The organism is Streptomyces sp. NBC_01717 (assembly GCF_036248255.1).
In the GTDB taxonomy this organism is placed as follows: Bacteria; Actinomycetota; Actinomycetes; order Streptomycetales; family Streptomycetaceae; genus Streptomyces.
Genome location: NZ_CP109178.1, coordinates 964,027 through 987,306 on the forward strand (window position 1 = coordinate 964,027; position 23,280 = coordinate 987,306).

General features: G+C 68.1%; 17 protein-coding genes. 14 read left to right on the forward strand and 3 right to left on the reverse strand.

Annotated features, from left to right (window positions below; all coding sequences use genetic code 11):
• Window positions 1-9: 9 nt before the first annotated feature.
• The 6 genes from OHB49_RS04650 (at window position 10) to OHB49_RS04675 (ending at window position 9,011) form a co-directional block, all read left to right on the forward strand.
• A complete protein-coding gene (locus OHB49_RS04650; RefSeq protein WP_030980033.1) occupies window positions 10-1,323 on the forward strand; it encodes an ABC transporter substrate-binding protein in 1,314 nt (437 codons plus the stop codon).
• Between the two features lie 21 nt (window positions 1,324-1,344).
• Complete coding sequence (locus OHB49_RS04655) at window positions 1,345-2,325, forward strand: carbohydrate ABC transporter permease (RefSeq protein ID WP_329158141.1); 981 nt, start codon at window positions 1,345-1,347, stop codon at window positions 2,323-2,325.
• Entirely contained in the window at window positions 2,322-3,245 is a 924-nt protein-coding gene (locus tag OHB49_RS04660; RefSeq protein ID WP_329158143.1) for a carbohydrate ABC transporter permease, read from the forward strand. Before OHB49_RS04655 ends, OHB49_RS04660 begins: the two co-directional genes overlap by 4 nt.
• A 94-nt stretch (window positions 3,246-3,339) precedes the next feature.
• Window positions 3,340-5,187 carry an alpha-galactosidase D gene (locus OHB49_RS04665; RefSeq protein WP_329158144.1) on the forward strand — a complete coding sequence of 616 codons (1,848 nt, stop codon included), beginning with the start codon at window positions 3,340-3,342 and terminating at the stop codon, window positions 5,185-5,187.
• Between the two features lie 138 nt (window positions 5,188-5,325).
• Window positions 5,326-7,746 (forward strand): glycosyl hydrolase family 95 catalytic domain-containing protein, encoded by a 2,421-nt coding sequence (locus OHB49_RS04670; protein WP_329158146.1) that lies wholly within the window; start codon window positions 5,326-5,328, stop codon window positions 7,744-7,746.
• Window positions 7,743-9,011, forward strand: a complete 1,269-nt coding sequence (locus tag OHB49_RS04675; RefSeq protein WP_329158148.1) for an SGNH/GDSL hydrolase family protein — start codon at window positions 7,743-7,745, stop codon at window positions 9,009-9,011. The genes OHB49_RS04670 and OHB49_RS04675 overlap by 4 nt, the downstream gene beginning before the upstream one ends.
• Window positions 9,012-9,265: 254 nt before the next feature.
• Here the strand turns inward: OHB49_RS04675 and OHB49_RS04680 are convergent, their stop codons facing one another.
• Window positions 9,266-10,345, reverse strand: a complete 1,080-nt coding sequence (locus tag OHB49_RS04680) for an NAD(+)/NADH kinase (RefSeq protein WP_329158150.1) — start codon at window positions 10,343-10,345, stop codon at window positions 9,266-9,268.
• A gap of 253 nt (window positions 10,346-10,598) precedes the next feature.
• On the opposite strand from OHB49_RS04680, the gene OHB49_RS04685 reads away from it, so the two are divergent.
• From OHB49_RS04685 to OHB49_RS04700, 4 genes are all read left to right on the forward strand, one after another.
• A complete protein-coding gene (locus tag OHB49_RS04685; RefSeq protein ID WP_329158151.1) occupies window positions 10,599-11,426 on the forward strand; it encodes an aldo/keto reductase in 828 nt (275 codons plus the stop codon).
• 153 nt (window positions 11,427-11,579) lie between these two features.
• Window positions 11,580-12,374, forward strand: a complete 795-nt coding sequence (locus OHB49_RS04690; RefSeq protein ID WP_329158152.1) for an SDR family NAD(P)-dependent oxidoreductase — start codon at window positions 11,580-11,582, stop codon at window positions 12,372-12,374.
• A gap of 192 nt (window positions 12,375-12,566) precedes the next feature.
• The gene (locus OHB49_RS04695) at window positions 12,567-13,166 is read left to right on the forward strand and encodes an AAA family ATPase (RefSeq protein WP_329158153.1); all 600 of its coding nucleotides are present in this window, start codon (window positions 12,567-12,569) and stop codon (window positions 13,164-13,166) included.
• A gap of 370 nt (window positions 13,167-13,536) precedes the next feature.
• A complete protein-coding gene (locus OHB49_RS04700) occupies window positions 13,537-14,004 on the forward strand; it encodes a nuclear transport factor 2 family protein (RefSeq protein WP_329158154.1) in 468 nt (155 codons plus the stop codon).
• Between the two features lie 207 nt (window positions 14,005-14,211).
• On the opposite strand, the gene lpdA is transcribed toward OHB49_RS04700, so the two are convergent.
• Window positions 14,212-15,624 (reverse strand): dihydrolipoyl dehydrogenase, encoded by a 1,413-nt coding sequence (gene lpdA / locus OHB49_RS04705; protein WP_329158156.1) that lies wholly within the window; start codon window positions 15,622-15,624, stop codon window positions 14,212-14,214.
• Window positions 15,625-16,221: 597 nt separating this feature from the next.
• Between lpdA and OHB49_RS04710 the strand changes: the two genes are divergently transcribed.
• From OHB49_RS04710 to OHB49_RS04720, 3 genes are all read left to right on the forward strand, one after another.
• Window positions 16,222-17,259 (forward strand): hypothetical protein, encoded by a 1,038-nt coding sequence (locus tag OHB49_RS04710; protein ID WP_329158158.1) that lies wholly within the window; start codon window positions 16,222-16,224, stop codon window positions 17,257-17,259.
• 187 nt (window positions 17,260-17,446) lie between these two features.
• Window positions 17,447-20,173: a M4 family metallopeptidase gene (locus OHB49_RS04715; protein ID WP_329158160.1), complete on the forward strand. Its 2,727-nt coding sequence runs from the start codon at window positions 17,447-17,449 to the stop codon at window positions 20,171-20,173.
• A gap of 208 nt (window positions 20,174-20,381) precedes the next feature.
• The gene (locus tag OHB49_RS04720; protein WP_329158162.1) at window positions 20,382-21,329 is read left to right on the forward strand and encodes a TauD/TfdA family dioxygenase; all 948 of its coding nucleotides are present in this window, start codon (window positions 20,382-20,384) and stop codon (window positions 21,327-21,329) included.
• A 51-nt stretch (window positions 21,330-21,380) separates the two neighbouring features.
• Here OHB49_RS04720 and OHB49_RS04725 read toward each other — a convergent pair whose 3' ends face one another.
• On the reverse strand, window positions 21,381-22,313 hold the full coding sequence (locus OHB49_RS04725; protein ID WP_329166363.1) for an NADP-dependent oxidoreductase: 933 nt from the start codon (window positions 22,311-22,313) through the stop codon (window positions 21,381-21,383).
• A gap of 352 nt (window positions 22,314-22,665) precedes the next feature.
• Here OHB49_RS04725 and OHB49_RS04730 point away from each other — a divergent pair, with 352 nt between their 5' ends.
• Entirely contained in the window at window positions 22,666-23,103 is a 438-nt protein-coding gene (locus tag OHB49_RS04730; RefSeq protein ID WP_329158165.1) for a hypothetical protein, read from the forward strand.
• Window positions 23,104-23,280: the final 177 nt, after the last annotated feature.

Below are 23,280 nucleotides of genomic sequence, written 5' to 3' on the forward strand. Positions count from 1 at the left end.
GGAGCAGTAATGACGATGCAGAGCCGCATCTTGTCGCCCGTCACCGATCCCAGCCGCCGCACGGTGGTCCGGGGCACGCTCGGAGTCGGCGCCGCCGCACTGGCCGCGCCACTGCTGACGGCCTGCGGCGGTGGTCCGTCGGCCGACCCGAAGACGGTGACCTTCGGGTCCAACGGAGCAGATGCCACACCCAAGTCCGCCTACGCGGCGGTGACGAGTGCCTTCACCAAGGACAGCGGTCTCAAGGTCAAGACGAACACCGTCGACCACGACACGTTCCAGAAGAGCATCTCCACCTATCTCCAGGGCACTCCGGACGACGTCTTCACCTGGTTCGCGGGCTACCGCATGCAGTACTTCGCCAAGAAGGGGCTCGCCCGACCGCTCGACGACGTCTGGGACACCATAGGTTCCGGCTTCAGCGACGCCGCGAAGCAGCTCTCCAAGGGCGAGGACGGCAAGTACTACTTCGTCCCGCTGTACAACTACCCGTGGGCCGTCTTCTATCGCAAGAGCGTGTTCAAGGAGCGCGGGTACGAACCGCCCCGCACCTGGAGCGAATTCACCGCTCTGGCCAAGCAGATGAAGAAGGACGGCCTGTCGCCGATCGCCTCCGGATACGGCGGGGGCGACAGCTGGTCCATCCTCGGCGCCTTCGACTATCTGAATCTGCGGGCCAACGGATACGACTTCCACATGTCGCTCATGCGGGGTGAGGTCTCCTGGACCGACCGCCGCACGAGCCGGACCCTGGACCTGTGGCGTGAGCTCAGCCCCTACTACCAGCAGGGCGCGGGCGGCCGCTCATGGCAGGACGCCGCTCAGTCACTGCTCGACAAGAAGTCCGGCATGGCGGTCATCGGGCTGTTCCTGGGACAGCAGATCACCGACGAGAAGCTGCGCGCGGACATCGACTTCTTCGCCTTCCCGGAGATCGACGCAGCCCACGGCCAGGACACGGTCGAGGCACCCACCGACGGGTTCATGCTCAGCCGCAAGCCGAAGAACGAGAAGGGCGCAGCCCGCCTCCTCGAGTTCCTCGGCAGCGCCCAGGCGGAGAACCTGTACATGGGGGCCGACCCGAGCAATGTCGCCGTCCACTCCGCTGCGGACACCGGTTCGTACAACGCCCTGCAGAAGAAGTCGGCGGAACTCATCGCCTCGGCGAAGCACATCACGCAGTTCGGCGACCGCGACAGCGACCCGGGCTTCGTCTCCACCGTCGTACTGCCGGGTCTGGCTCAGTGGCTGGGCCACCCCGACGACGGCTCGGCCCTGCTGAAGAAGATCGAGTCCCAGCGCTCGCGCTTCTTCACGGCCTGATCCGGACCTGGAAGGTTCACCATGTCCTCCGTACGCTCGGCGCCTCCCGCCGCCCCTCCCCGGGCGCCCGCCCCGGCGCGCCCCGACGCGCCGCGTGCCCGCCCCCGGCCGCTGCGGCTCGGCCGCGGTGACCGCCTCTTCCTCACGGTCATCGTCGGCGTTCCGCTGCTCGCCCTGCTGGTCTTCGTCTGGCTGCCGGCCCTGGCCTCCGTAGGACTGTCCTTCACCAGCTGGGACGGCATCGAACCGAGCGACATCCGCTGGGTCGGCCTGGACAACTACCAGGAGATCTTCACCAATTACCCGCCGTTCTGGCCCGCGGTGCAGCACAACGTCATCTGGCTGCTGTTCACGGCGCTGCTGCCCACCCCGTTCGGCATCTTCCTCGCATACCAGCTCGACCGGAAGATCAGGTTCACCCGCTTCTACCAGACTGCGATCTTCCTGCCCATGGTGCTCTCGCTCGCCGTGGTCGGCTTCATCTGGGAGATCATCTACAACCCCGACAACGGACTTCTCAACGGCGTCCTGAACGGGGCGGCACCCGGCCACCACATCGACTGGCTGGGCGATCCGGACCTCAATCTGTGGGCCGTCCTCATCGCCTCGGCCTGGCGGCACACCGGCTACATCATGATCCTCTATCTGGCCGGTCTGAAGGGCTTCGACCCCGCGCTGAAGGAAGCGGCCTCGCTCGACGGCGCTAACGGACGCCAGACGTTCCTGAGGGTGGTCTTCCCGGCACTCAAGCCGGTCAACATCATCATTCTCGTCGTCACCGTCATGGAGTCGCTGCGGGCGTTCGACATCGTGTACGTGCTCGGCGGTGGTGTCGGCAGCAAGCCCGGCATGGAGCTCCTGTCGCTCCTGATCACCGACAACATCATCGGTGAGTCCAGCCACATCGGTTACGGCTCCGCACTCGCGGTCGTCCTGCTCATCGTCTCGCTGCTCGCCATCGGGACCTTCCTTGCCCAGACCTTCCGCAAGGAGGACCAGTGACGTCGACCGTCACACCGCCGGCCGCCGGCCCGCGCAGCCGCCGTGCACCGCTCCCGGACGCGGGTTCTTCGCGCCCGAGGCGACAGACCGGACGGCATGTGCTGCTCGGCGGGATCGCCTTCCTGTGGCTCGTCCCGCTGCTGTGGGCGGTGTACACCTCGCTGCGGCCCTATTCGGACACCAGCAGGCACGGCTACCTCTCCCTGCCGCACAGTCTCGGCTTCGAGAACTTCGGCACCGCCTGGCGCCAGTCGGGGATGCCGCACTTCTTCTGGAACTCCGTCCTGATCACCGTTCCGGCGGTCCTCGGCACGCTGCTCTTCTCCGCCGCGGTGGCCTTCTTCGTCTCCCGGTTCGACTTCCGCTGGAACGTCGTCCTGCTGATGCTCTTCACCGCAGGCAACCTGCTCCCCGCCCAGGTGCTGATCACCCCGCTGTACCGGCTCTACCTGCTGATCCCGCTGCCCGGCTGGATGAGCGACTCGTTCCTGCTCTACAACTCGGTGTGGGGCATCATCGTCATCCACATCGCCTACCAGTGCGGCTTCTGCACCTTCGTCCTCAGCAACTACATGCGGACGATCCCGAAGGAGATCACGGAGGCGGCGCTGGTGGACGGCGCCCCGGTGTGGCGCCAGTTCTTCCAGATCGTGCTGCCGCTGTGCCGTCCCGCGTTCGCGGCGCTCGCCACCCTCGAATCGATCTGGATCTACAACGACTTCTTCTGGTCGCTCGCCCTGATCGAGACCGGCGACAAACGCCCGATCACCTCGGCACTCGCCAACCTCCAGGGCCAGTACTTCACCAATCCCAACCTCATCGCGGCCGGCGCACTGATGACCGCGATCCCGACGCTGCTCGTGTACTTCGCGCTCCAGCGCCAGTTCATCAGCGGACTCACCCTCGGTTCGGGCAAGTAGCGAACCCTGTCCCGCGCTGCGCAGCCCTGCACGCAACCGGAACACCGCACCACTGCCGAATCCCTTCGCCGAGAAAGCAATGAGGTCCCCTCTCATGCGGTCACCCACCCGCCCCGCCGCCAGAGCCCTGCGCTCCGCGCTGGTACTCGCCGTCACCGCCGGCCTGGCAGTCGCCGTGCCGACGGCGCAGGCTGCCCCGTCCGAGGCCCCCGCCACCTCCCCCGTCGCCACCACCGCGGTGGCCGACGCAGCCGGCACCGGTGAGGACGGCGTAGCCCAGAAGCCCTACATGGGCTGGAGCAGCTGGAGTCTCCAGACCACCTCGTACCCGGGAATCAATCCCAACGGCAACTACAGCTATCTCACCGAAGCCAACGTCAACAAGCAGACGGACGCCCTGGCCTCCAAGCTCAAGAAGTACGGCTACGAGTACATCAACATCGACGCCGGCTGGTGGCGCGGCTGGGACTGGACGCCGGAGTTCGACGCGTACGGTCGCCAGAAGGCCGACAAGGAACGTTTCCCGAGCGGGATGAAGGCGGTCGCCGACCGCATCCATGGCAAGGGTCTCAAGGCCGGCATCTATCTGCCCGTCGGTCTGGAGAAAGAGGGTTACGGCGAGGGCAAGCTGCCCATCTGGAACACCGACAACTGCACCACCGGTGACATCGTCTACAGCGATCTGCGGACGACCAACGGCTGGGACAGCTCGTACAAGATCGACTTCTCGAAGCCGTGCGCCCAGAAGTACGTCGACTCGCAGGCGCAGCTCATCGCCGACTGGGGCTACGACTTCCTCAAGCTCGACGGTGTGGGTCCCGGGTCCTTCAAGAGCGGCGACAACTACGACAACCGGGCGGACGTCGCGGCCTGGCAGAAGGCCATCAAGAGCACCGGACGGCCCATCCATCTGGAGATCTCCTGGTCGCTCGACATCAACTACGCCAAGGACTGGAAGGCCACGTCCAACGGATGGCGCGTCGACACGGATGTCGAGTGCTACTGCAACACGCTGGTGTCGTGGGAGAACTCCGTCGAGGACCGGTGGCGTGACACCCCGGGGTGGACGCGGTACGCCGGCCCCGGCGGCTGGAACGACCTCGACTCGATCAATGTCGGCAACGCCGCCATGAGCGGCCTGACCAAGGCCGAACGGCAGAGCTACATGACGCTGTGGGCGATCGCCAAGTCGCCGCTGTTCAGCGGGGACGACCTCACCCGGATCGACGACTACGGCCTGTCGCTGATGACCAACCGCGACGTGCTGAAGATCAACCAGCAGCCGGGGAAGCCCGCCAAGCCCGTCACCTCGGTCGGTGACGAGCAGGTCTGGGCTTCCGAGAACCCCGACGGCAGCTACACCGTCGCCCTGTTCAACCAGGGTGACTCCGCCTCCCCGGTGACCGCCGACTGGTCGGCCCTCGGCTTCACGGGCCAGGCGTCCGTACGTGACGTGTGGAACAGCGAGAGCCTCGGCCGGTACAAGGACGGCATCACCCAGGCCCTGCCGGCCCACGGCTCGCGTCTGTTCACCGTCACGCCGCAGGGACCCGCACTGAAGACGACGGCGTACGAGGCGGAGTCCCCGGACAACGTCCTGACCGGTTCCGCGTCGGTCGCCGACTGCGCCGAGTGCTCGGGCGCGAAGAAGGTCGGCAACCTGTATCTGGGCGGCACGCTCCAGTTCACGCACGTCGTCGTCAAGCAGGCCGGCCGCTACCTGATCAACGTCGCCTACACGTCGGGGGATCCGCGGTCGATAGGCGTGTCCGCGAACGGAAAGGCGCCCGTCGCGACGGCCTTCCCGTCCACCGGGGGCTGGGGAGCCGCCGACACGATCAGTGTGCCGGTCACGCTGAAGGCGGGCAGCAACACCGTCACCTTCGACAGCGGTACGGGGTACTCGCCCGACATCGACAAGATCGACGTTCCGCTCCGGTAGCCCCGTCGCACGACCGCATCCGGGGGCGCGTCGTGATCGGCGCGCCCCCGTCCCGTGCTGCCCCTGCCCGCACTCCCGCCCCGATCCCTCGACGCCGTACCGCGCCCTCCACCATGTCCGCAGGAATGGAGTAGTCCCGTGAACGACCAGCATCCGCACACCCCTGCGCAGCCCAGCACCAGCCGCCGTCGCGTGCTCTCGCTCGCCGCCGCCGTCGGATCGTTCACCGCTCTCGGCGGCCTCCCTGCCTTCGCCGCCACCGCCCCGCCGAAGCGCCCCACCACATCCCCGATGCTCGCCGAGGGCCAAGGTTCGACGACGCGGATGTGGTACCGCGCACCGGCCGGCGAGAACACGATGCTGGAGCGGGCGCTGCCGGTCGGCAACGGCCGGCTCGGCGCTCTCGTCGGCAACGACCCCTCGCACGAACTGCTCTTCGTCTCCGACGCCACCATGTGGACCGGTGGGATCAATGACGTACTGGATCAGGACGGGCAACTCCCCTACGGGCGGACCGATTTCGGCAGCCTCACCCAGCTTGCTCATGTGACGGTCGATATCCCGGAGCACGATCTCGGCACGGTCAACAGCTACCGCCGCGAGCTCGATCTCGCCCAGGGCCTGGTCACATCCAGCTACATCCGCGCGGGCGTGTCCTTCGAACGCCGCGTCTTCGCAAGTCAGCCGGACGACGTGATCGTCGTGCAGTTCTCCCAACGCGGCGGCGGTCACTACACCGGCACCGTCTCGCTCGACGGCACGCACGACGAAACGACGTCGGCGGACGGCGCGCACGACAGCCTTTCCTTCGGCGCCCGGTTCACCAACGGGCTCCGTTACGGCGCCGCGGTCACCGCGCACAGCATGAGCGGATCGGTCACCACCCAGGGCTCGAAGATCGTCTTCACCCGGTGCGCGGATCTGACGGTCGTGATCAGTGGTGGTACGAACTACTCCGCCGACGCGCAGGCGGGCTACCGGGATCCGGACCTCGACCCGGCCGCACTCGCCAGGACCAAGGTGCGAACCGCCGTGCGTCATTCACCCACCACCCTGCTGCACACCCATGTGGCCGACTATCGCGACCAGTTCGACGGTATGCAGATCTCGCTGGGCCCTTCCACGGCCGAGCAGCGGGCGCTCGACACCTGGGAGCGGCTGAAGGCACGGACCCAGCAGGCCGAGCCCGACCCGGAGTTCGAAGCGCTGTACCTCCAGTTCGGTCGCTATCTGATGATCAGCAGCTCTCGGGGCAGCCTTCCGGTCGCCCTCCAGGGCCCTTGGCTGGACGGCAACGACCCGGACTGGATGGGTGATTACCACACCGACATCAACATCCAGATGAACTACTGGATGGCCGACCGCACAGCGCTCTCCCGCAACTTCGACGCGTTCACCGACTACTGCCTCTCCCAGCTCCCGGTCTGGACGGAACTCACCCAGAGCCTGTTCAACGATCCGCGCAACCGGTTCCGCAACTCCTCGGGCAAAATCGCCGGCTGGACCGTGGCGTACTCCACGAACATCTACGGCGGCCTGGGCTGGTGGTGGCATCCGTCGGGCAATGCCTGGCTCTGCAACACCCTGTGGGAGCACTACGAGTACACCCAGGACCGGCAGCATCTCGCGAAGATCTACCCGCTCCTCCAAGGCGCCTGCGAGTTCTGGGAGACCCGGCTGCTGACCGTGACGGTCACCGACGCGGACACCGGCAAGGAACGTGAGGTCCTCGTCGCCGACAAGGACTGGTCGCCGGAGCACGGCCCCCAGGACGCGAAGGGCATCACCTACGCCCAGGAACTGGTGCGGGATCTCTTCGCGCACTACCGCGAGGCCAGTGCGCTGCTCGGCAGGAACGCCGCGTACAGCAAGACCGTCGCCGGGCTCCAGGAGCGGCTGTACATGCCCGAGGTCAGCCCGAAGACCGGCTGGCTCCAGGAATGGATGTCCCCGGACAACCTAGGCGAGACCACTCACCGCCATCTCTCCCCGCTGGTGGGCCTGTTCCCGGGCGACCGTATCCGCCCCGACGCGTCGCCCGCGGCGCTGGTGAAGGGCGCGACCGAACTCCTCACCGCGCGGGGGATGGAGAACTTCGGCTGGGCGAACGCCTGGCGGTCCCTGTGCTGGGCCCGACTGAAGCACGCGGAGAACGCGTATCAGCTGGTGATCACCAATCTGCGGCCGTCCGTCGACGGCAGCAACGGCAGCGCGATGAACCTGTTCGACATCTACGAGACCGGGAAGGGCCGCGGGATCTTTCAGATCGAGTCCAACTTCGGTACTCCCGCCGCCATGATCGAGATGCTGCTCTACTCGCGCCCCGGACACATCGAACTGCTCCCCGCGCTGCCCGCCGCCTGGGCGCGCGCCGGTTCGGTCACCGGCATCGGGGCGCGCAGCGGTTTCGTCGTCGACCTGAGCTGGCGCGACGGCAAGGTCCGCGAGGCCACCGTCCGCAGCGTCGGCGGGCGCAGGACGACGGTGACGGCAGGCGGCATCTCGCACGACGTCGACCTCCGCTCCGGGGAATCCGTCACGCTGCGGAACTTCCGATGAGAGGCGCAGCGCACCGCGTCCTGATCGCGGTCGTGGCCCTCGCCGCCACAACTCTCATCCCCGCCCACGCCGCCCCCTCCGCCGCCGCGGCAACTCCCGTGCCCGACCGGTCGGTGGTCACCTGGGCGGCCAGTGCGGACCGGCTGGGCGACGCCCCGTCCGACCGCAGCTACCGTCTGGTCGTCCGGACCAGCGCGGGCGGCAGCGGAATGCGCATCCGGGTGTCCAACGCGTTCGGCGACCGGCCACTGGTCATCGGCAGCGCATACGCCGGGCTGCGCAGGAGTGGTGCCCGGTTGATCGCAGGCTCCAACAGGAAGCTGCGCTTCGACCGGGCGTCGTCCGTGACCCTGGCGCCGGGCGAGATCCGCTACAGCGATCCGCTGCCCGGGAGGACCGAGGCCGGCAGCGATCTCGCGATCAGCCTGTACGTACGGACGGCGGGCGGTCCCGCCACCGGGCACGGGATGGCTCTCCAGACGTCGTACGCGACCGCCGGCGACCACACGGCCGAGGAACGGGACGACGCGTACACGGAACAGGTCGGGTCGTGGTTCTACCTCGACGCGGTCAGCGTGGACACCGGCCCCGACACCGGCGCAGTGGTCACCCTCGGCGACTCCATCACGGACGGATGGCAGTCCACCACCGACAAGAACCTGCGCTGGCCGGACTTCCTGGCGCGCAGGCTGCAAGGGGCACCGGGCTCCACGGTGCAGGGTGTGGCCAACGCCGGGATATCCGGGAACAAGGTCCTGGCGGACGGCGCCGGGCAGAGCGCGCTCACACGTCTCGACCGCGACGTGCTCTCGCTGCCCGGGGTACGCACGGTGGTCCTGTTCGAGGGCATCAATGACGTCAAGGCCCACAGCGGTGTCACGGCGGCCGCGCTGACGGCGGGCTACCGCCGGATCATCGACCGGGCGCACGCGGCGGGGAAGTGCGTCGTCGGCGCCACCGTCCTCCCGTACCAGGGCTGGTCGGAGTGGGATCCGCAAGGGGATGCGGTACGCATGGAGGTGAACGAGTGGATCCGCACCAGCGGCGCGGTGGACGCGGTGGCGGACTTCGACAAGGTCCTGCGCAGCCCGTACAACCCGCAGCGGCTGCTGCCGACGTTCGACGGAGGGGACCATCTGCATCCCAACGACAAGGGCATGCAGGCAATGGCGGACTCGATCGGCCTCGGGGACCTCGAGTGCGACGGCGCGAGCGGGCGAACCCGCGCGGAAGCAGGTGAACCCGGGGCCACGCCCAAGCCCTGACGCCATGCCGCTGTTCGGCGCGCCCGGGTGAAGATCCGTCAGCCATGAGCCGATCCGGGCCCGTCGGGACCGCATGTGTCAGCGTGCGGGATCCCGACGGGCCGCAAGCCGGCCTTGGTGCAGCGGCTGTCCCGGCAGCGTTGCGCAGCGGTACAGGACAGGGTCCCCGCGGAGGCCGAAAAGCATCCGGCTGCCACCGGCGCCTCACCACCTGCGTCACCGGGGTTCGCCCGACGGCTGTCCCCCGGCCTGCCTCAACCACCGCCCGCCGCGTCCCTGTCCGCCACGGACAGATGGAGATGGACCAGGTCGCGCGGAACCGGACCGTCAGGACGGAAGAGCGGTGCGCTCTCCCCGTAGGCGGCCGTGGCCGGAGCATCCGTGAGGCGAAGACGTGTGCGCAGCCGCCCGTAGAAGTCGTGCGGACCGAGTCTGACGACCCGCAGCCGACGCGGTGCCGCGTACACCCCGAGCCAGTCCCCGGCGTCCAACACACCACGCAGATGGCCGTCGATCGTCACAGCGCCCTGTCCCGAATGGGGCAGCACCCGGACCGCGATCGGTTCGTCCGACGCCACGACCACCGTGCGGTCGAAGGTCATGTGCGGCGCGACGGGTGTGAAGATGACGGCATCCATCCGGGGTGAGACCACCGGACCACCTGCGGCGAAGCTGTAGGCGGTCGACCCGGTGGGGGTGGCAATGATGACGGCATCGGCCGAGTACGAGGCGAGCAGCCGGCCGCCGACATAGACGCCGAGACTCACCTGCCGGTCACGCGCCAGCTTCTCCACGACGACGTCGTTGAGAGCGGTGACATCCAACGCCACGCCCCAGCCCTCCGCCCCGGCCTCCGCTTCCTGGTCGACCTGAGGTGGCGGCAGCATCGGGCGCCGTCCGTAGCCCATCAGAGCGTCGATGTCCTTGGGCACCTCGAGGACGCGAGAGGCCCTCATCGTCAGCAGCATGCGCTCCTCGACCGCCGCCCTTCCGCGGTGGACGGCGTCGAGCGCCCGGACGACATCCTCGGCCGGCACCTCGGTCAAAAAGCCGACCCGGCCCAGATCGATCCCCAGAACGGCGCCATCGGTCTTGGCAGCGATCCTGGCGCCTCGCAGAAACGTCCCGTCGCCTCCGAGCGTCACAATGAGATCAGGGTTGCCTGCGACATCGGCCTCCTCCCGCCCGCCGCGCCGACGTTCGTCGTCGCGCCACACGTCGATGTCCGTGCACGGAATGCCTTCACCCGCACACCAATCGCGTACGACGCGCGCCGCGACAACAGCCTCGGGGCGGCCCTGATGGACGACGATTCCCACCCGCTCGACACTCATCTCGGTCCAACTCCCCGCGATCCGACGATGTCCTCACCCCACCTTGAGGGCCCTGGGGTGTGTCGGCCCGCCGACGGGCCGACACACCGCTCTCCATCAGGCGATCGGGTCCGCCGGGCCGCCACGGGGACCGGTCGACGGGTCCTGCGGGTGGCCCTTGAGGGAGGCTTCCCGTCACCCTTCAGGGTCTTTCCCGATCCCCTGTACGCGCCATGCCGTCGTTGCCGATCCTCGACGCGGAAGGATCGGCGCCATGAGCATTCCCACTCCGAACGTCACTCTCAACAACGGTGTTGTGATGCCGCAGCTCGGCTTCGGCGTCTTCCAGATTCCGGACGAGGAAACCGCCGACGCCGTCACCACCGCCCTCGACTGCGGCTACCGCAGCATCGACACTGCAGCGGTCTACGGCAATGAGACCGGCGTCGGCCGGGCTCTGGCGTCCTCCGGCATCCCGCGCGAGGACCTGTTCGTCACCACCAAGCTGTGGAACGAGGACCAGGGCTACGACAATGCCCTGGCTGCCTTCGATGCCTCGCTGAACAGGCTCGGCCTGGAGTACCTGGATCTCTACCTCATCCACTGGCCCACCCCGGCACGGGACAAGTACCTCGACACCTGGCACGCCCTCGAGAAGATCCACGCCGAGGGGCGGACACGCGCCATCGGCGTGTCCAACTTCCAGCCCGCTCACCTGCGGCGCCTGATGGAGCACAGCGACAGCGTCCCCGCCGTCAACCAGATCGAGTTGCACCCTCGACTCCAGCAGAGCGAGCTGCGCGCCTTCCACGCCCAGCACCGCATCGTCACCGAGGCATGGAGCCCGCTCGCCAAGGGAGCCCTGCTCAAGGATCGGGCGATCACGACCATCGCCGAGCGCCACGGCATGACCCCCGCGCAGGTCATCCTCCGTTGGCACCTGCAGCTCGGCAATGTCGTCATCCCCAAGTCCGTCACGCCCGAGCGCATTCGCGAGAACCTTGACGTCTTCGACTTCGAACTCACCGACGCCGACGCCCAGGCCATCGCCGCCCTCGACAACGGCACCCGAACCGGTCCCGACCCCGACAGCTTCAATTAGCGGAAACGTGAAGGCCGATGGGCGACGCCCTCAAAGCCGGGCGGACGGGTTCGCCCGTCGCACGCTCGTCGGCTGCTGTCGGCATCCGAACACCGTCGCACCGACCGGCGGCGACGGGCCGTGTCGCACCAATCACGTGTCCCAGGAGGAACCGTGCTCATCGATCTCACCGGCAAGACCGCGCTCGTCACCGGATCCACGCAAGGTATCGGTTTTGCCATTGCCGCGGGGCTGGCCCAGGCCGGCGCCCGCGTAGCCGTCAACGGACGCCGCCCGCAGTCCGTGGACGATGCCATCGAGAAACTGCGGCAGGAGACGGACTGCGACTCCTTCATCGCCGCGCCCGGAGACGTCACCACCGAGGACGGCGCCCGGCAGGTCACCGACGCAGCCCCGGACGTCGCCGTCCTTGTCAACAATCTGGGCATCTTCGGGGCGACCCCTGCCCTGGAGATCAGCGACGAGGCGTGGCGTCAGTACTTCGACGTGAACGTTCTTTCCGCAGTCCGGATGATCCGTGCCTATCTCCCCGCCATGAAGGACCGCTCCTGGGGGCGTGTCCTGAACGTCGCAAGCGATTCGGCCGTGGTCACCCCGGTGGAGATGATCCACTACGGCGTGTCGAAGACGGCTCTGCTCGCTGTCACGCGGGGTTTCGCCAAGGACGCCGCCGGTACCGGAGTCACCGTCAATTCGATCATCGCCGGGCCGACTCACACCCGTGGCGTCGAGGATTTTGTGTACCAACTCGTCGACCCCGGTCTTCCCTGGGACGAAGCGCAGCGGGAGTTCATGGTCAAGCACCGGCCGCAGTCACTCCTGCAGAGACTGATCGAGCCGGAAGAGATTGCAAACATGGCCGTATATCTCAGCTCGGACCTCGCCTCCGCGACGACCGGCGGGGCGGTGCGCGCGGACGGTGGATACGTCGACTCCATCCTCCCCTGACAGGTGACGAACGCCAGGATCCCCGCATCGCCCATCTCCTGACAGTGGCTTCGCGCAGGCGCCCGAGGTTCAACGTGGCCCATCGAGGGCCCGGCTTTTCGTCTCACTCCTGGACCGAGTGGTCGTCGACACGGCAGATCATGGGGCAGCGCGTATTCTCAGGGCCTTTGTCGCTGTGCATGGAGAACTCTTATGAGCTTGAATCCGGTATCCATCGACCGCGAGTCGGCCGCCGGCGCTGTCCTGCTGACCGGCATTCCCGGTAGCGGGAAGTCCACAGTCGCCGAAGCGCTGGCAGGCCGGCTCCGGATGTCGGCACATATCGAGGTGGACGCACTCCAGCAGATGATCGTCAGCGGTGGGCAATGGCCCTCTCCGACCGAAAACGCGGAAGCCGACCGGCAGATCCTCCTGCGGGCTCGTAACGCGTGCCTTCTGGCGGACAGCTTCGCGCGGGCGAGCTTCATCCCGGTGCTCGACGACGTCGTGGTCCGCCGTGCCCACCTCGACTTCTATCGCGCGACGCTGGCGGCCGTACCGCTCCATGTCATCATTCTGGCTCCCGGCCCGGCGGTCGCGTGGCAGCGCAACCAGGCGCGGGAGAAGGTCTTGACCACGGACTGGTCGCCCCTGGATACGGCGATGCGCTCCGAACTCGGGCATGACGGAACCTGGATCGACAACGCTGCTCAGACGGTTGAAGAGACAGTGACGGCGATCCTGTCGGTGACCGGCCTGGCGTCGACCCGCGGAGTCGATCCACCTCTCCAAGGAGCGCGCGTGGAGCTGTGACGGCACCCAGCGGGTCGGGCCGGCGCCGTAGTCTTCTGAGGATGCTGCGCGCGGCAGCCTGGTCCTCCTCCGCGCCATCGGGTCGCCGGATCCTGGCGTGCTGCCGGCCGAGTGGCGCCCGTCGCTGTCGGAGATCCATCTGCTGCGACGACGAGCCCGGATCCGGCCTCAGCGCGTCAGCGAGACGCAGTGCTGTATCGGTAGCGAATTCACCCAGATCACCATGACTCCCCCGGCAGGGCCCCGGCAAGGTCGGCCGACACGACGTGGGTGCCGCGAATCGCCATGCGATGCGGGTGCGGTCGACTGGCAGGCGGGTAGAGGCAGCCCTAGCGTCGAAGTCAGAGCGACCAGTCCTGAAGGAGCAGTCATGACCGCACGCCCGCCCGTCCCGCCGTTCACGCGGGAGACCGCAATCGAGAAGGTCCGCCAGGGAGAGGACGGCTGGAACACGCGTGACCCCGAGAAGGTCGCCCTGGCCTACACGGAGGACTCGCGTTGGCGCAACCGGGCGGAGTTCGTGACGGGACGCGACGAGATCGTCGAGTTCCTGAGGCGCAAGTGGGCCCGCGAGCTCGACTACCGGCTCATCAAGGAACTGTGGGCGTTCGACGGCAACCGGATCGCGGTGCGGTTCGCGTACGAGTCGCACGACGACTCCGGCAACTGGTACCGCTCGTACGGCAACGAGAACTGGGAATTCGATGAGAACGGGCTGATGGCCGTACGGCACGCCTGCATCAATGACCTGCCGATCAAGGAAGCGGACCGCAAGTACCACTGGCCGCTCGGTCGCCGCCCCGACGACCACCCCGGTCTCAGCGACCTCGGGCTCTGATCCCGGAGCCGCTCCTGCGGCGCCGGAAGCGTTGTGGGCCGCGCCACGTTCGGCGATACGGTTGCCGCGCCCGAGCGGCAGGTCGCAGGAGGCGGGCATACGGCAGCCACCGCCGGGCGGGGCGCCGCCCGGGACGGATTCAGGGTCTTTCCCGGCCCCTGGGGACGGAGCCGACGGAGTCCGGGCGCAGCGTGTGGCGCCGCCTTCTCACATGTTGATCATGTGCCCGGCGAGCCCGTGCACGGCCTCCTTGACCGCTTCGCCCAGCGTCGGGTGCGCGTGGACGTTGCGCGCCACCTCGTGGACCGTCAGGTCCCACTGCTGGGCCAAGGTGAGCTCCGGCAGCAGTTCGGTGACGTCCGGGCCGACCAGGTGGGCGCCGATGATCTCCCCGTACTTCGCATCGCTGATCAGCTTCACGAAGCCGGTCGTGTCGCCCAGTCCGTGTGCCTTGCCGTTCGCGGTGAAAGGGAACTTGGCGACCTTGACGTCGAACCCCTTCTCACGTGCCTGCGCCTCCGTCCAGCCGAAGCTCGCAACCTGCGGCTGGCAGTACGTGGCGCGCGGGATCATCGGGTAGTCGAGCTCCATGGTCTCGGCTCCCGCGATGGTCTCCGCCGCGACCACGCCCATCGCCTCGGCGGCGTGCGCGAGCATCAGCTTCGCGGTGACGTCGCCGATCGCGTAGATGTGCGGTACGGATGTGCGGCAGCGGCCGTCGATGTCGATCGCCCCGCGCTCGGTGACGCGTACGCCGGTGCTCTCCAGGCCGTAGTCGGTGACGTTCGGTGCGAAGCCGATCGCCTGCAGAACCTTGTCGGCCTCCAGGACCTGCGGTGCGCCGTCCTTGCCGATGACCGTGACGCGGACCTGCGGGCCGGACTCGTCGATCGAGTCGACGCGGGTGGAGGTGAGCACGTCGATGCCCAACTTCCTGTATTGGCGCGCCAGTTCGGCGGAGACGTCCACGTCCTCCAGCGGCGCGATCCGGTCCAGGAATTCAACGACGGTGACCTTCACGCCGTAGTTGTGCAGGACATACGCGAACTCGACACCGATGGCCCCGGCGCCCGCGATCACGATGGACTGCGGCAGGTCCTCCGCAAGGATCTGCTCCTCGTACGTCACCACGCGTGAGGTGCGGCGGGTCCCGGGCAGCAGCTTCGGAGTCGCTCCGGCGGCGATGATGCAGTGGTCGAACCCGATCCTCCGGGTCGAGCCGTCGAAGAGGGCCACGTCGAGCGTGTGCGCGTCCACGAACGTGCCACGGCCGCTGATCTCCGTGATCCCGTTCTTCTTCATCAGGTAGTGGACACCCTTGACCCGGCCGTCCGCGACACGGCGGCTGCGCCGGAACGCCTCACCGTAGTCGAAGGAGACCTGCCCTTCGACCTTGATGCCGAAGGTCTTGGCCTCACGTGTGACGATGTGCGCCAGCTCGGCGTTGCGCAGCAAGGCCTTGGTGGGGATGCAACCGACGTTCAGGCAGACGCCGCCCCAGTACTTGGCCTCGACAACGGCGACGCGCTTGCCCAGCTGGGCTGCTCGAATGGCGGCGACATATCCGCCTGGGCCTGCTCCGAGTACGACGACGTCGAAACGCTCACCTTGCTCATCCATGGAGATTTCCTTTCTGACGCGGATCGGCTCCGGCCACCGTCGAGAACCGACTCATCCTGGTCGAACAGCCTGTGCACCGGCTTGGCGGCCGCGGTTTCCGACACCCGTCCGCGGGCGGAAGATCACCCGGAAGACAATGCGGGCGATCGGCCGGCCGGTCACATCATCGCTCGTCTTCCGACCCCAGCAGCATGCTCCCTCAGCCGGGTCGGCTCGGCACGCCGGTCGCGCAGACGCTCCGACTTTCGCCGCCGTCATCGTGCCACCGCACAGCGGCGCGACAACGCTCGGCTGGGTGCAGTACGGCACGAGCTCGCGAGTCCACTCGGCCGGGTCGCCGTGCGCGGGCCGCCGGATCGCCTTCCGGCCGTCCCGGATGCCGTCGTATCGCGCACGAATCCAGCCGGATCATGTGATCATCTGGGCGACGACGGTACGACGGCAAGGGGCGGGGACAGTGGCCGACGGTGCGGCAGGGACCAGAACACTCCGATGTCGAGGCGCATGTCCGCTGCCGGGGTCAGGTGTCCTGCGCGACTGCGTCGAGGGACGGCACTGAGCGCCGACGGCCCTCGCCCGTCCGGCGGATCCCCCGTCGTGCCGGATGCGGCGGAGGCATCCCTGCTCACGTTCCTCGGTCTGGAGCCGTTGGAGGACGCCGTCTACCGGCTCCTCGTCGACCGGCCCGACAGTGAGCCCGCCACGCTCGCGGGCGAGTCGACGGGGTGCGCCGAAGATGTCGCGCGCGCCCTCGATGTGCTGGTGGAACGCGGTCTCGCCAGCGCCCGGCCCGCCGGCGACGCCGTCATCCACTATCGGGCCGCCTCCCCCGTGCTCGCTCTCGGCCCGCTGCTGGAATCCCGCCGGGCGTCCCTGCGCCGTGTCGAGTCGCTCGTGACGACTCTGGCCGAACGGCACCGCTCCGCGCAGGCCCACGCGTCGGGAGCCCCGGTCGAGGTGCTGTCGGGGGCGGCCGCGATCCGGCGCAGACTCCTGCTGATGCAGGATCAGGCCACCATCGAGGTATGCACCATGATGCCGATGCATGAGGTCCAATCCGTGATCACCGTCGAGGACAACCACGACGCGATCGAAGACGTGCTGATGCGGCGTGGGATCGCCCTCCGGAGCGTCATCGAGCGCGACTGGCTCGAGCGTCCCGAAATGGCGGCGACCGCAGCCGCCTATGCCGCTCAGGGGCAGCGCATCTCCGTAGTGGATGAACTTCCCATCAAGTTGATCATTGTCGACCGCCGGATGGCCCTGCTGCCGCTGGCCCCGGAGCGCGACGACGTCGATCCGGTCGCGCTGGCCGTACACGGTACCGGACTTCTCACCGCGCTCAGTTCGCTCTTCGAAGCGCATTTCGAGAGGGGTTGGCGCTTGCTTCCCTCCGAGACGGACTCGACGACCGAGCGCACCGACGGAGCCGAACTCGAGGCCGTGGACCGCCAGATCGTCTCTCTGCTTTACGTGGGACTCACCGACGCCGCCATCGCCCGTCAGCTCGGCATGGGGCACCGCACCGTCCAGCGACGCCTGCAGTCCCTCATGGTCGAGGTGGGGGCGGCCACCCGCTTCCAGCTCGGCTGGCGTGCGGCGCGCAGCGGTTGGCTGGACGGGGCGGACGCTTAAAACGTCTCGAACCGGAGTGAAAACATCGCCGTCCGAGGCGTATTTACGCCTCGGCGTGTTCACGCCAGGAACATCCCTTGTACACCCCACGGAGCGTGCCGAACCATCTAGGCACCGACCGCATGGGGCCCTCATACCTCACGCAGGTGGGCGAGTTCATGCATCTGTGCGATAGGGGAGGGTTCACGTGTTTCCGACACGACAAAGACGGCTCCGCCGTGTCCTGGCCGCCGCAGTGGTGGCCGCGGCCACCGGCTCGACGTTGCTGACGTCACCGGCCTGGGCCGAGGAGGAAGCGCCGCCGGCCACGACCGTGGCCGGCGACAGGGTGCCCGTCGCGCCCGCCATGACTCAGCGTCTCGACGACACGGTCCGCGAGGGCACTCCGGCGCAGGCCGCACGGGCGCACCTGAAGGCCCATCAGGACACGTACAAGGTTCCGGTCGCGGATCTTGAGACCGTGAGCACGAGCAAGGACGGCAAGCAGTCGTCCGTCCGCTTCCAGCAGAAGCACGACGGAGTGCCGGTCTTCGGCGCCGAATACGCCGTGCAGACGGAGGCGGCGGACGGCGGTCAGAACGTCACCTCCGCCACGGGCACCCTGTACACAGACCTGTCGGTCTCCACCACGCCGAGCGTCGCCGAGGCCGCAGCCGAGAAGCGGATGTTCTCCCTCGACGGGAAGCTGTCGCGGGTCAAGGGTGCCAAGACCGAGGGCCACGGGCTCGTCGTCCTGCCGGACGCCCGAGGCGGCAAGCTGGCCTGGCACTTCACCGTCACGGGCGCCGAAACCAACGGCAGCCCGGTGCGCCAGGAGGTGTACGTCGACGCGAACATCGGTGGCATCGCCCTCTCTTACAACAACATCGACGCCGCGGACGCCACGCCGGCCAAGGGCACGGGCGTGCGCGTGGACGGCTCCGACGCGGCGCTGGACATCAACAAGGAGACGGGCGGGTCGTACACACTCGTCGACTCCACCCGGGACATGTACGCGCGGACCGGCGGCCAGATACGCACCTACGACGCCCAGCGCAAGAGCTACACGCTCGTGGCGAACGGCCCGGTCACCGAGGACATTCCCCTGGCGACCTCAGCGAGCGACCGGTTCGACGGCACCAACACCTCGTCCGGCGCGGTCGACGCACACCTGAACGCCGCCAAGGTCTATGAGTTCTACAAGAACGAGATCGGCCGCGACGGCGTCGACGGCAAGGGCGGCACGATCTACTCGGTCGTCAACGTCGCCAGCAACGGCAAGGACTACGCCAACGCCTTCTGGGACGGCACCAAGATGGTGTACGGCCATATGAACGGGGTTCCCCTGTCCGTGGGCCTGGACGTGGTCGGCCACGAGATGACCCACGGCGTCACCGAGCACTCCGCCGGGCTCGTCTACCTGAACCAGTCGGGCGCCCTGAACGAGGCGATATCCGACTACATGGGCAATGCCATGGAGACCGCCGACAAGGGCATTCCCATGAGCGACCCCACCTCCGGTCTCATCGGCGAGTACCTGTGCAACGGCACCAAGCCGTTGGCCGAGTGCGCCCTGCGCGATCTCAACGACGGCCGCAACGCGCAGACCGACTACGACCCCATGACGCTCGACTTCGACAACGGGGGCGTGCACGCCAACTCCACGATCGTCGGCGGGGCCATGTGGGACATCCGCAAGAGCCTCGCCCCGAAGCTCGCGGACCAGATCGTCTACCGGGCCGCGCAGAACTACCTCACGCCGCTGTCCGGCTTCACCGACATGCGCAACGCGATGACCCTCGCCGCCAAGTCCCTGAAGGTCTCCAAGGCCGACCTGGCCACCATCGGCAAGGCCTTCGACGCCCACGGCATCGTGGACTGCTGGGAGCAGAAGGCCGGCACGCACGACGGCACCACCATCGGCGCCCATGTGCTGCCCGCCTACGAGGTGTACGGCGGCTCCGTCGACGAGCAGGCCGCGCAGATCAACGGCGACGTCTACGCCATCGGCCACGGCGACGCCGTCGCCTGGGGCCAGGGCGGCGCCGCCTTCGGTATCACCGTCGGCCGCTTCAGCAAGCAGCACGGCAACTCGAAGCACGAGCTCGCCCAGGACGACGCCTACCTGCTCGACCCGTCCCTCGACGACAACCGCATCGTCTTCACCCGGATCTCCGCCGAAGGCATCGGCGTCTACACCGCGGGGAACAAGGGTCAGGGCGCGATCAAGAGGCTGGTCGACGATCCCAACGCCGACGAGACCGAGCCGGTCACCGACCACGGCGCCCTCGCCTGGATCCGCACCACCCCCGACGGCGAGCAGGACGTCATGCTCCGCAGGGCCGACGGCACCACCGTCAACGTGACACCCGAGCCCGGCACCAGGGCCGGCCGACTGGCGATGAAGCACGGCCGCATCGCCTGGGCCGGCGGCGCCGACCACAGCTACGTCACGCTCTACGACATCGCCACGGGCACCACCCAGAGCAAGCGGATCGGTGGCTTCATCTTCAACTCCGTCGGCGACATCCAGCTCACCGCCGACCGCATCTTCTGGAGGGAGAACAGCAGCCTGTTCGGCTCCACCAGTTTCATGTCCGCGCCGCTGAACGACCTGACCAAGGGGGCGAAGCTGCGCCTCCCGACGGGGACCTACCTCGCCCAGTTCTCCGTCACCGACGACTACTTCGCGTACTCGACGTACGACGCCTGGAGCGGCCTCGGCGCCTGGAACGGGCCGGCCAAGATCAAGGTCCAGGTCGCCGGTACCGCCGACGTGGTCGCAGGGACCGGCGCCTTCAGCCGCGCCTCCTGCTCGTCCGGCGCCCAGCTGGCCCCGTCCCTCGGTGACGGCCAGCGCGTGGCCTGGCTGGACACCACCGCGGCCGACACCGACGTGGTGACCCGAGCCACCTTCGCGGGCACCTGCGAATAACATCCGCCGCGCGTCGGAGGCGGTCGCCGGATCTTCCGGTGACCGCCCCTTCGCGTTCGGGCGTCGGAACTCTCGTCAACCTCCTGGCGGACGCCGGTGCCTACCTGAGCCGTCAGGGCACTCCGAGCCGTTCACGATCGTTGCCGACAAGGAAGCTCGCGTCGAGGAGAGTGCCCGCGAGGGTACCCGGCTCGGGATCGGGGACGGCATGACAGCGGTCGGGGAAGTGCGCGGAGCGGGCAGCTGGTGTGGCGCCGAGGTCGTCGACAGCGACGACTGGCGGGTCGAGCTCAGCGCCGTCCATCAGGCCGAACTGCGCGCCGCAGTCGGCGCCGTGGAATCGGCCGGCCTCGGCCTCGCCGACTTCTCACGCGAGGACTTTCCGTTGCCGACACTCGGCCCCCTGCTCCACCGCCTCGTCGAGGAGCTGATGGACGGCCGCGGTTTCGTGCTGCTGCAGGACACGCCCGTCGCCGATCTGAGCGAGCGGCAATGCGAGATCCTCGCCCTGGGAGTGGGCCGACACGTCGGCCGCACCGTCCCACAGGGTGCCGGCAAGCACTTGCAACACGTGCGCGACCTGGGCGTGGCTCCGTCGGACTCGACGAGTTACAGCTACCAGCACAGCGGGCGGCTCGGCTACCACGCCGACCCGAACGACGTCGTCGCGCTGCTGTGCATCCGTCCGGCGAAGTCCGGCGGGCTCAGCTGCATCGTCAGCTCGGTCGCGGTGCACAACGAGGTCGTACGCACCCGCCCCGACCTGGCGGAGGTGCTGTACCGGCCGTGGTGGCGCGACCGGCGCTCCGGGGACGGCCCCGACAGCTTCTACGAGAGCCCCGTCTACACCGTGGACAGTGCGGGGGCCCTGTCCACGTCCTACGGCCCCGACTACATGCGTTCGGCGCTGCGCGGCGCCCACGTGCCACCGTTCACCCCTGCGCAACTGGAGGCGATGGAGCTGCTCGACCGCCTCAACAACGATCGCCGCTTCATGCTCGCCATGGACCTGCGCGCGGGCGACATGCAGTTCCTGAACAACCACGTGACCCTGCACAGCCGCACCGAGTACGTGGACCACCCGGAGCCGGAGCGCCGCCGTGACCTCGTCCGGCTCTGGCTGAACACCGAGCAGGACCGGCACGCTGCCTCCTGAAGGACAGAGCGAGCGCGGTCGAGCCCGGCATCACCGGGTCGGCCCCCGGCGTTACTCCACGACCAGGACGATCTTGCCGGTCGTTCGGCCGGTCTCCCCCAGCGCGTGGGCCTTGGCCGCATCCGCGAGGGGGAAGGTGGCCTCGATGTGGGCGCGGAGAGAGCCGACCTCGACGAGATCCGCGATCGCCTTCATGCCCGCGTGGTCGGACTCGACGAGGAGTGTCTCGACGCGGATGCCCAACTCGGCCGCCTTCGCCGCCTCCTGAGGCGAGCCGCCGTTCAGGAGGGAGACGAGGATGCCGCCGGGGCGGAGTACGTCGAGGGAGCGGGCGCGGGTCTCGCCGGAGAGGGGGTCGAGGACCATGTCGATGTCCTGAACGGCATCGGCGAAGTCGACGGTGCGGTAGTCGATGACTTCGTCCGCACCGAGCTCGCGTACAAAGTCGTGCTTGGGCGCGCTCGCGGTGCCGATCACGTACGCGCCGAGGGACTTGGCGATCTGCACGGCTAGGTGGCCTACGCCGCCGGCCGCGGCGTGGATGAGGACGCGCTGCCCGGCCCGCACTTCGGCGGTGTCGACGAGTGCCTGGTAGGCGGTGAGGGCGGCGAGCGGAAGTGCGCCCGCCTGGACGTGATCGATGCCGGCCGGTTTGTGGACAAGGGCGCGGGCGGGAGCGGTCACGTACTCGGCGTGGGAGCCGACGCCGTACGGGTAAGGCAGCATGCCGAAGACCTCGTCGCCCGGCTTGAAGAGGGTGACCCCGTAGCCGACGGCCTCGACCACCCCGGCGACGTCCCAGCCGAGAACGAGCGGAAGCCGGTCGAGGAACCGGCGGTCCGCCCGGTGCTTCCAGTCGGTGGGGTTGACGCCGGCCGCCCGGACGGCGACCAGGACCTGGCTCGGGCCCGGGACGGGTTTCGGGAGCCCGACTTCCCTGAGTACGTCCGGGGTTCCGTAGGCGTCCTGACTGATCGCGCGCATGGTGGCCTGGTCGGTGTTGTTGGTCATGCGTCCAGCGTGACGGTCGTCGCCGTTCCGTGCCAGGGCATGCATGCGACGATTCGTCCAGCTGAGGAGCGCCCATTCCTCTCAGCGAGGGGGGGCTGACAGGAGACCAGGCAAATGGGTGCATATTTACTACTTTGCGAAGTTGTTACCTGTGTGGGTGGTGCGTCCCCGGGCTCGGCCGTAGCGTCGATAGCGGAACCATCCGTTGAGGAGAGGCCAGAAGCGCCGTCAGGCGCCTGCTCCGGTTCCCGCGGCCCGCACCTCGGAGCGGGCCGGGCGTACGCGAGGCCTCATGGGCCCGGAGAGAGACTGCTGGGGAGCGGATATGCAGAGACTGAAACTGAAGACAGCGGTCCTGATCTGTGCCGTGGTATCCCTCGCAACAGCAGTCGTACCGGCATCGGCGTCCACGAAGCCGAAGTCGCCCGACAGCGTGATCGTCGACTGCTTCTCGGACCCTCAAGCACGCCCAGACACGTTCCTGATTGCCTGCGGGGACGGCAACAGCATCCTCACCGCCCTCCGGTGGTCGGCCTGGAAACCGAAGTTCGCCACCGGCACCGGGCTCAACGTACTGAACGACTGCCGGCCCTACTGTGCTGCAGGCAAGTTCCACTCCTACCCGGTGGCCGTCAGGCTCGACCGCCCGGAGCCATGGCAGAAGCATCCTGGGAAACAGCACTACACCGAGATGCGCCTCGTCTACACCGGCCACAAGCCGCCGCAGATGCCGAGAGAAGTGACATACCGGCTCTGGAACTGACGGTTGGCCCACGTCGCTCGACGTAGCGCGTTCAACGGCCGCCCACCGCACTCGGCGCAGATGTGCCACACATAGCGCCGACAGACGAAGAATCTCCTCGTGTCGCACTGCCCGCAGAAGCCGGGCTCACCTGCCCCCTGCAGACCCGACAAAGGCGCCTGGCCTGTACCTCCACCG